Here is a 7,674-nt window from a genome sequence, read left to right as displayed (position 1 = left end):
AGCCGGTAGCGAGCGGAGCGAGCCACCGTGTCGAAACCTCGTGTCGTGCTGGTTGGGTCGGTGGGTGGGTGTGGCAACCGGGTTTCGACGCGACGCCTCGCGTTGCTCGGTGTCGGCTCAACCGGCGTGGGCTTCTGCTGGTTGAGCCGGTAGCGAGCGGAGCGAGCCACCGTGTCGAAACCTCGTGTCGTGCTGGTTGGGTCGGTGGGTGGGTGTGGCAATCGGGTTTCGACGCGACGCCTCGCGTTGCTCGGTGTCGGCTCAACCGGCGTGGGGCGAAGGATCTGCCAGCCACGCCCCGTGAAGTCCCGAGGGAACGCGGAGCGGTAAGTCCACAGTCGCGATCGGGCCGTCCTCGGGTGCGTCCACGGTGAGCAGGTAGAACCGAGACGTCATATCGGTGGGGTCCGTGCCGATCGCACCCCAGTAGTCGCGTTCAGCACCCGGGATGTAGATCGGTTCGCCGATCGCGGCACCCGGCGTCCAGACCTTCTCCGTCCCGGCGACGAGGTCGTGGAACCACAGGCTGTCGAGGTCGCCGCTGTCCCTCGGTCCCTTGGCGACGCTGGCGATGCGGTGATGCTCCCGCGTCAGCATCCGGTCGTCGACCCGGGGGAACTCCATGTCCGGCTCGGTGCTGTTCAGGACGGTCTTGGTGATCCCGGCATCGGGTCGGATGACTGCGCGCGTCAGCGACGACGACGCTCGTGTCGGCTGGTCGGCGAAGCCGCCCGGATAGGTCCATTCCACATAGTCGACGGTCACCGATCCATCGGGATTGTCGAAGGCGTTGGCGAAATGCCAGACCCAGAACGGGTCGGCGTCGACCCAGCGCACCGCGGTGCCGTCCCGCGGGATCAACGCGATGCGCGTGCCCCGCTGCGGTTGCCAGGACAACAACGACCCGCCGCTCATCACGGACTCGATGTCGAAGACGAGCGGGCACACGAACAAGACGATGTACCTGCTGGTCAACGCCATGTCGTGGATCATGATCGGCGCATCGAGGCCGTCGACCGGCGTCGGCTCGCGGGTTGCCCGCCCGTCCGGACCGACCACCGCCCAGGTCAGGTAGGGCGCCTCGAGGACGTAGTTGAACAACACCAGTTCACCGGTGGACGGATCGATCTTGGGGTGAGCGGTGCTGCCGACGAACATCGCGCCGTCGCAGTCGGTGCGGGCCAAGGTGGCGAGATCCGCGGGTGCGAGCTGATACGGCCGGTCCGCCTCGGCCATCGCCAGTAACCGCCCACCGTGCCGCACGATGTTGATGTCGGGGAGTTCGCGCACGGTCCCGGCCAGCTGGTCCCCGACCTCGGCTGCCGACGGAGTGTAACCGTCGGTGATACCCGACCAGATGGCATGTCCCGCAGCCTCTTCCGCCAGCACCATCGGGGTGCGGACGAATCGGTTGCGATACGACGCCCGGCCGCCGTCGAAGCCGATGCGGTGCACCATCGCGTCGCCGTCGATCGGGTAGACGTACGAGCCGATCGGGTCGAAGCGCAGGTTTGGTCCGTTGCGCAGGTAGCTGCCCCGCAGGTCGGCGGGGATCTCACCGCTGACCGGCAGGTCGGTGGCGTCCACCTCGTCGCGCTGTGGGGCGAACACGCCGGTCAGGAACGGGTTGCGGGACATGTCGACCGGCGCGGGGCGGGTCGGGACATCGGATGCGGTCATGGCGCTGCTTTCGGCGAGCCGAGGGAGACGATGATGCGTCCAGGTTAGGGTGTTCACCCAGGTCGTGGCGCCCAGTTCCCCTGCTCGTCCCGAATCCGAGGGCCGCACACGGGCGAGGACGGCGGTCGTCGTGATTAGCTTGGGCATGCTTGCGAGACGGGGGAGCCGCGACTACGGGTCGATCCTGCTCGGCTCTGCCGACGAGAGCGGTTTCGCGCAGCGGGTCCGGATCCAGACGTTGCTGACCACCTCGATCGTCGTGGCGAACCTGGTCGGCGCGATCGTTGCTGCCGCGCTCGCCGCGGTCGGTATCCCGGAGCCGACCGTCTTCACCGCCGAACTGTGGTGGGTCAACTTCATCGTGGTCCCGGTGTACATCCTTGCCGCATTCGTGATCGGCATCGGATGGGGAACGGTTCTCGGCGTTCATGTTCTGCGGTGGGTCATCCGCGACGAGGTTCCGACCAAACGAGACGCGCGCCGGACGATGCGACTGCCGTGGCGGCTGTCGCTCGTGCAGGGTCTCCTCTGGTCGGGCGCCGCGGTGATGCTGACGATCATGTACGGCATCGTCGATCCGCAGCTGATCCCCAAGACACTGTTCGTCGTCGGACTGAGCGGTGTCGTCGTGGTGGCGATCTCCTACCTGTTCATCGATTTCACCCTGCGTCCCGTTGTGGCCGACCTGATCTCGGCCGGATTCCACCGCCGGAAGCGAACCGGCGTGAAGTCCCGTGCGGTGGTGTCGTGGATGGTCGGCTCGGCGATCCCGATCATCGGCATCCTGCTGGTCGTGGCGTTCGGGGTCGCGCGCGACGAGACGTCCAAACTCGATCTCTTCGTCGGGGTGACGGTTCTGGGACTCACCGCGCTGTTCACCGGTCTGCTGCTGACCCTGTTGTCATCGATGAGCATCACCGGGCCGATCCGCAGCGTACGGGCGGGGATGAACCGCGTTCGCGCGGGCGATCTGGACAACGCGGACCTCGTGGTCTACGACGGCACCGAACTCGGTGACCTCCAGGTGGGCTTCAACTCGATGGTCACGGGTCTGCGGGAACGGGAACGAATGCGCGACCTGTTCGGCCGGCACGTGGGACACGAGGTCGCCGAGGCGGCGTTGTCGTCGGACCCCGAGCTCGGCGGTACGGAACGCGTGGCCGCCGCGCTGTTCGTCGACGTGATCGGGTCGACGACCCTTGCGGCGCAACGCCGTCCGACCGAGGTCGTGGAGATCCTCAACAAGTTCTTCGCGGTCATCGTCCGGGCCGTCGAGGACAAGCACGGCCTGGTCAACAAGTTCGAGGGGGACGCGGTCCTGGCGATCTTCGGTGCGCCCATCGAACTCGACGACCCGGCGGGTGCGGCGCTCGCGGCTGCGCGACGCATCGTCGCCGACCTCGCGGTCGAGGTCCCGGAACTGTCCGCGGGCGTGGGGGTGAGTTACGGGTCGGTCGTCGCCGGAAACGTCGGTGCCATCGAACGTTTCGAGTACACGGTGATCGGCGACCCGGTGAACGAGAGTGCCCGGCTGTCCGAACTCGCCAAGCGGGATCCGGCGAGTCCGCTCGCCGCGGGCCGTGCGGTCGACGCCGCGGACCCGGCGGAGGCCCGGCGCTGGCGGCGACAGGAGACCCTGTCACTGCGCGGCCGGACCGCCGAGACGATCGTGTACGCGGCCGCCGTCGGGGAGGAGACGACGACCGCGCACACGACGCCGGGGGAGAAGGCGCCGGGGGAGACGGCGGCCGGGTGAGAACTCAGATGGCGTCTTCGGAACTGATCAGGATGCCGTCGGGCCCGACGATGCTGAGGCCGAGCCCCTCGAACACGGAGTACTTGTACCCGTTGTTGTAGGCGACGAAGTAGTAACGGCCGCTGCCGTTCTCCTGCTCGTGAACCTCCGCCACCGGAATGCACAGGGTGTTACCGGTGCTGCGTGCCACGCCCCGGTATTCGAGGCTGCCGTCGCCCCACTCGCAGATGGTTGCGGCCGACTTCGCGGTGACGACCGAGGTGACGGTGTGCTGGCCGGCGTCGCACGACGGCGCGATCGGGGTCGCGGCGGCCGACGAGGTGCCGGTGACCAGAGCGCCGGCGGCCAGGACGAAGGAGGCGCCGGCGGTGGCCAGGCGGATGTGGGTTGTCTTCATGAGAACCGAAGCTAGAGCAGAATTGTCGTCTGCGACATGGGCAGAACTCCCCGCCATCGGTCGGATGGATGACCCTTCGATACGCCTGGGGTCACGCGTCGCGGTCGTCCTGTCCCTCGGCGAAATCCAGGCGGCGGAGCGCGACCCGGAGGACCTCGTCGTCGATGCGCCCGGCGTTGCGTTCCTCGATGAAAACCTTGCGCTGCAGGTGCAGGAGTTCGGTGCGTATCCGGGAGCCCGCAGCGGTGGGGCTCTCGCCGATCGCCTCCGGTCCACGGCCGAGTTCCTCCCATGCCACGTTGCGCTGCGAGGTGATCCACTTGTGCATCAGGACCACCTGCATGCGTCGGGGGTCGTCGTCGGCCAGGCCGGCCGCGATCTCCTCGAGTCGCTGCTCGGCCTCGCGTGCGGCACGGTCCTGAGCGGCGGCGTAGGCGAGACGGTCCTGTGCGCGTTCGTCGCCGGTGACGCCGAGCGCCCGCACCACCCAGGGCAGCGTGGTGCCCTGGATCAGGAGCGTGCCGACCACGACGACGAACGTCAGGAGCAGGATCTCGGCACGTGCCGGGAACGGCTCGTCGGCCTCGGTCATCAGCGGGATACCGAACGCGGCGGCGAGCGAGACGACCCCGCGCATACCGGCCCACGACACGATGAACACCGAGGACGGGGGTGGGAAGGGTTCGCGTTCGCGGATACGGCGGACGAACAGGCGCGGCAGGTACGCGGCCGGATAGATCCAGATGAACCGGATCAGGATCGTGGCGGTGAGGACCGCTGCGGCGTCGATGCCCACCTGGACCCAGGACTCGCCTTCGACGCCCTCGATGATGAACGGCATCTGCAGACCGATGAGGAAGAAGACGAAGGCCTCCAGGATGACGTCGATCGACTTGCGGACCGCCTCGTCCTGCAAGCGGGTCGCGTAGCCGACGCGCACCGAGCGCTGACCGAGGAACAACCCTGCCGTGACCACGCCGATGACGCCGGAACAGTGCAGTTGCTCGGCGACGAAGTACGTGGCGAACGGGACCAGCATCCCGATCGCGGTCTCCATCGGCGGATCGGTCAGCCAGATACGCACCCACGACACCGCGATGCCGACGACGAGGCCGACCACGAGACCGCCGAGCGCCGCGACGGCGAACGTCAGAAGACCCTCACCCAGCGAGGTCGTGACACCTATCGCGGCGGCCAGCGCGATTCGGAACGCGGTGAGGGCCGTGGCGTCGTTGAGCAGACTCTCGCCGCCGAGGAGCGTCATGACGCGGCGGGGCAGGCCGAGGCGCCGGCCGATCGCCTGCGCGGACACCGCATCCGGCGGGGCGACGACGGCGCCGAGGACGAGGGCCGCGGAGAGCGGGAGGTTGGGCACGGTGAGGTGGGCGACGACCCCGACCACGAAGGTCGTGGCCAGAGGCAGACCGACCGCGAGCATCCCGATCGCACGCCAGTTGGCGCGGATCGCCTGATAGGAGCTCTCCTGCGCGGCCGAGTAGAGCAGGGGAGGCAGGATCAGGAAGAGCACGAGTTCCGGGTCGAGCTCGGGTGCCGGCATGTTCGGAATCCAGCCGGCCGCCAGGCCGAGGGTCACCAGGACCAGGGGCGAGGACAGCCCGTAGCGACGGCACAGTGCAGCAACCGCCACCGCGACGACCGCGACGAGCAGAAGCGATGCACTCATCCGAGCGACTGTAATCGCCGGATGCGCCGTTGATAATGGTGAACATGCAGATCTTTCGCCGGTCCTCGACCCGCGGCGGCCATCGGTCGGGGCCGGCATCCGACGCCGACGACTCGTCGAACCCGTCGGCGCGCTGCCCCGAGCTCGCCGCGGTCGCGGACGGGTCGATCCCGGTGCCGGAGCCTGCTTCGGGTGAAAAGCTCTGCTGCGAGGGATGTGTGGCGATCGGCGAGGACCACTGGGCGCATCTGCGAATGTGTCTGCGGTGCGGGTACATCGGCTGCTGCGACTCCAGTCCGCGGCGGCACGCGACCGCACACTTCCACGAGACCGGCCATCCGGTCATGCGGTCCGCCGAACCCGGCGAGAGCTGGCGGTGGTGTTACGTGCACGAGGTCATCGGCTGAGAGCCGCACCACGACACCGCCCGACCAGGTGTCACCGTGGAAGAAGATGTACTGACGACAAGTAGGATTTGGGAATGACGTCGAACAGCGAGAGCGCGACCAGCGCGGATCAGCCGGCGCCGACGATCGGTCCGCCGGACGTTATCGGCACGCCGCTGAGTCCGACGGCGACCAAGGTGATGGTGCTCGGTGCGGGCGAACTCGGCAAAGAGGTCGTGATCGCGTTCCAGCGTCTCGGCGTCGAGGTCGTTGCCGTGGACCGGTACGCCAACGCGCCCGGCCAGCAGGTCGCCCATCATGCCGAGGTCATCGACATGACCGACCCGGACGCGCTGCTCGCCGTGATCGACAAGCACCGGCCCGCCTACGTGGTGCCGGAGATCGAGGCCATCGCCACCGCGGCGCTCGTCGACGTCGCCGAACGTGGCATTGCAGAGGTCATCCCGACCGCGAGTGCCGTGGTCGCGACGATGAACCGCGAAGGCATCCGCCGCCTCGCCGACGAGGAGCTGGGCCTGCCGACGTCGCCGTACCTCTTCGCCGACACCCTCGAGGAACTGACGGTCGCCGCCCGGCAGATCGGATTCCCGTGCGTCGTGAAGCCGGTGATGTCCTCCTCCGGCAAGGGGCAGTCGGTGCTGCGCGGACCCGACGACGTCGCGTCGGCGTGGGAGACCGCGAACACCGCCGGCCGCGTGCAGGGCAGCCGGGTCATCGTCGAGGGATTCATCGAATTCGACTACGAGATCACACTTCTCACAGTTCGGGCCATCGATCCCCGGACCGGCGTCCTCACCTCGCACTTCTGCGCGCCGATCGGTCACCGCCAGATCAACGGCGACTACGTGGAGAGCTGGCAGCCGCATGAGATGAGTCCGGACGCGCACGCCTCGGCGACATCGATCGCGGCGCGCATCGCCACCGCTCTGGGCGACGGAAAGCTCGCCGGCCGTGGCGTTTTCGGAGTCGAGCTGTTCGTCAAGGGGGACGACGTCTACTTCTCCGAGGTCAGTCCACGTCCACACGACACCGGTCTCGTCACCATGGCGACCCAGCGGTTGTCGGAGTTCGAGATGCACGCCCGCGCGATCCTCGGCCTGCCCGTCGACGTCACGCTGGCGTCGCCCGGCGCCTCGGCGGTCATCTACGGGCAACTCGACGAGCCCGCCATCGGATTCGAGAACGTCGCGGCGGCACTTGCGGTGCCCGAGACCGACATCCGCTTGTTCGGCAAGCCCGAGAGCTTCCATCGCCGGCGTATGGGCGTGGTCACGGCGACCGCCGACGACGTCCCGGCCGCCCGTGAGCGCGCCGTGCGCGCGGCGTCGCTCGTCTCGCCGGTCCCCGGTCGGGCCGCCGTCCGGAAGGCGACGGTCCTGCCGCCGCCTCCGCCCGCGCCGCCGCGTCGTCCGGGACCTCCGCCCGGACACTCGGCACCTCCGCCGGGACCCTCGGCAGCGCCGCCGGGAGCCGCGGGACCTCCGCCCGGGCCGATCGGTCCGCCGCCCGGCCGCCCCGTCCCCCCGCCCGGCCGTCCCGTTCCGCCACCCGGACCGCGTCCGGCGCCTCGTCCTCTCGGCGGCCCCGGTGGCCAGCGTCCGATTGCTCCCCCCGGGGCGCCCCGTCCGGCCGGTCCGCCACGCTCGGCATCCCCGGGGCAGTCTCCGGTCATGACGTCCCTGGTGAAGACCGGGGATTCCGCCGACGGGGCGGCCCCCGGGTCGCCCGTCGCCGGCGAGTGACCGGGCGA

6 protein-coding genes are annotated in these 7,674 nt (G+C 69.0%); 3 read left to right on the top strand and 3 right to left on the bottom strand.

Annotation, left to right across the window (positions count from 1 at the left end):
• Positions 1–261 precede the first annotated feature (261 nt).
• Positions 262–1,680, bottom strand: coding sequence for a carotenoid oxygenase family protein (locus BPODLACK_RS10790; protein WP_159405249.1), 1,419 nt, complete (start codon positions 1,678–1,680; stop codon positions 262–264).
• Between the two features lie 145 nt (positions 1,681–1,825).
• On the opposite strand from BPODLACK_RS10790, the gene BPODLACK_RS10785 reads away from it, so the two are divergent.
• Positions 1,826–3,436 (top strand): adenylate/guanylate cyclase domain-containing protein, encoded by a 1,611-nt coding sequence (locus BPODLACK_RS10785; protein ID WP_159405295.1) that lies wholly within the window; start codon positions 1,826–1,828, stop codon positions 3,434–3,436.
• A gap of 4 nt (positions 3,437–3,440) precedes the next feature.
• Here BPODLACK_RS10785 and BPODLACK_RS10780 read toward each other — a convergent pair whose 3' ends face one another.
• Both BPODLACK_RS10780 and BPODLACK_RS10775 read right to left on the bottom strand, forming a co-directional pair.
• On the bottom strand, positions 3,441–3,833 hold the full coding sequence (locus tag BPODLACK_RS10780) for a hypothetical protein (protein ID WP_159405248.1): 393 nt from the start codon (positions 3,831–3,833) through the stop codon (positions 3,441–3,443).
• 91 nt (positions 3,834–3,924) lie between these two features.
• Positions 3,925–5,517: a Na+/H+ antiporter gene (locus BPODLACK_RS10775; protein WP_159405247.1), complete on the bottom strand. Its 1,593-nt coding sequence runs from the start codon at positions 5,515–5,517 to the stop codon at positions 3,925–3,927.
• Between the two features lie 44 nt (positions 5,518–5,561).
• Here BPODLACK_RS10775 and BPODLACK_RS10770 point away from each other — a divergent pair, with 44 nt between their 5' ends.
• Both BPODLACK_RS10770 and purT read left to right on the top strand, forming a co-directional pair.
• On the top strand, positions 5,562–5,924 hold the full coding sequence (locus BPODLACK_RS10770; protein ID WP_159405246.1) for a UBP-type zinc finger domain-containing protein: 363 nt from the start codon (positions 5,562–5,564) through the stop codon (positions 5,922–5,924).
• 74 nt (positions 5,925–5,998) lie between these two features.
• Positions 5,999–7,666 carry a formate-dependent phosphoribosylglycinamide formyltransferase gene (purT, locus tag BPODLACK_RS10765; protein WP_159405245.1) on the top strand — a complete coding sequence of 556 codons (1,668 nt, stop codon included), beginning with the start codon at positions 5,999–6,001 and terminating at the stop codon, positions 7,664–7,666.
• The last annotated feature ends 8 nt before the right edge of the window (positions 7,667–7,674 follow it).

Origin of the sequence: Gordonia sp. YY1 (assembly GCF_009872315.1) — a bacterium.
In the GTDB taxonomy this organism is placed as follows: domain Bacteria; phylum Actinomycetota; class Actinomycetes; order Mycobacteriales; family Mycobacteriaceae; genus Gordonia; species Gordonia amicalis.
The sequence above is the reverse complement of the archived record's forward strand: the minus strand, read 5'-3'. Positions and strand labels throughout refer to the sequence as shown.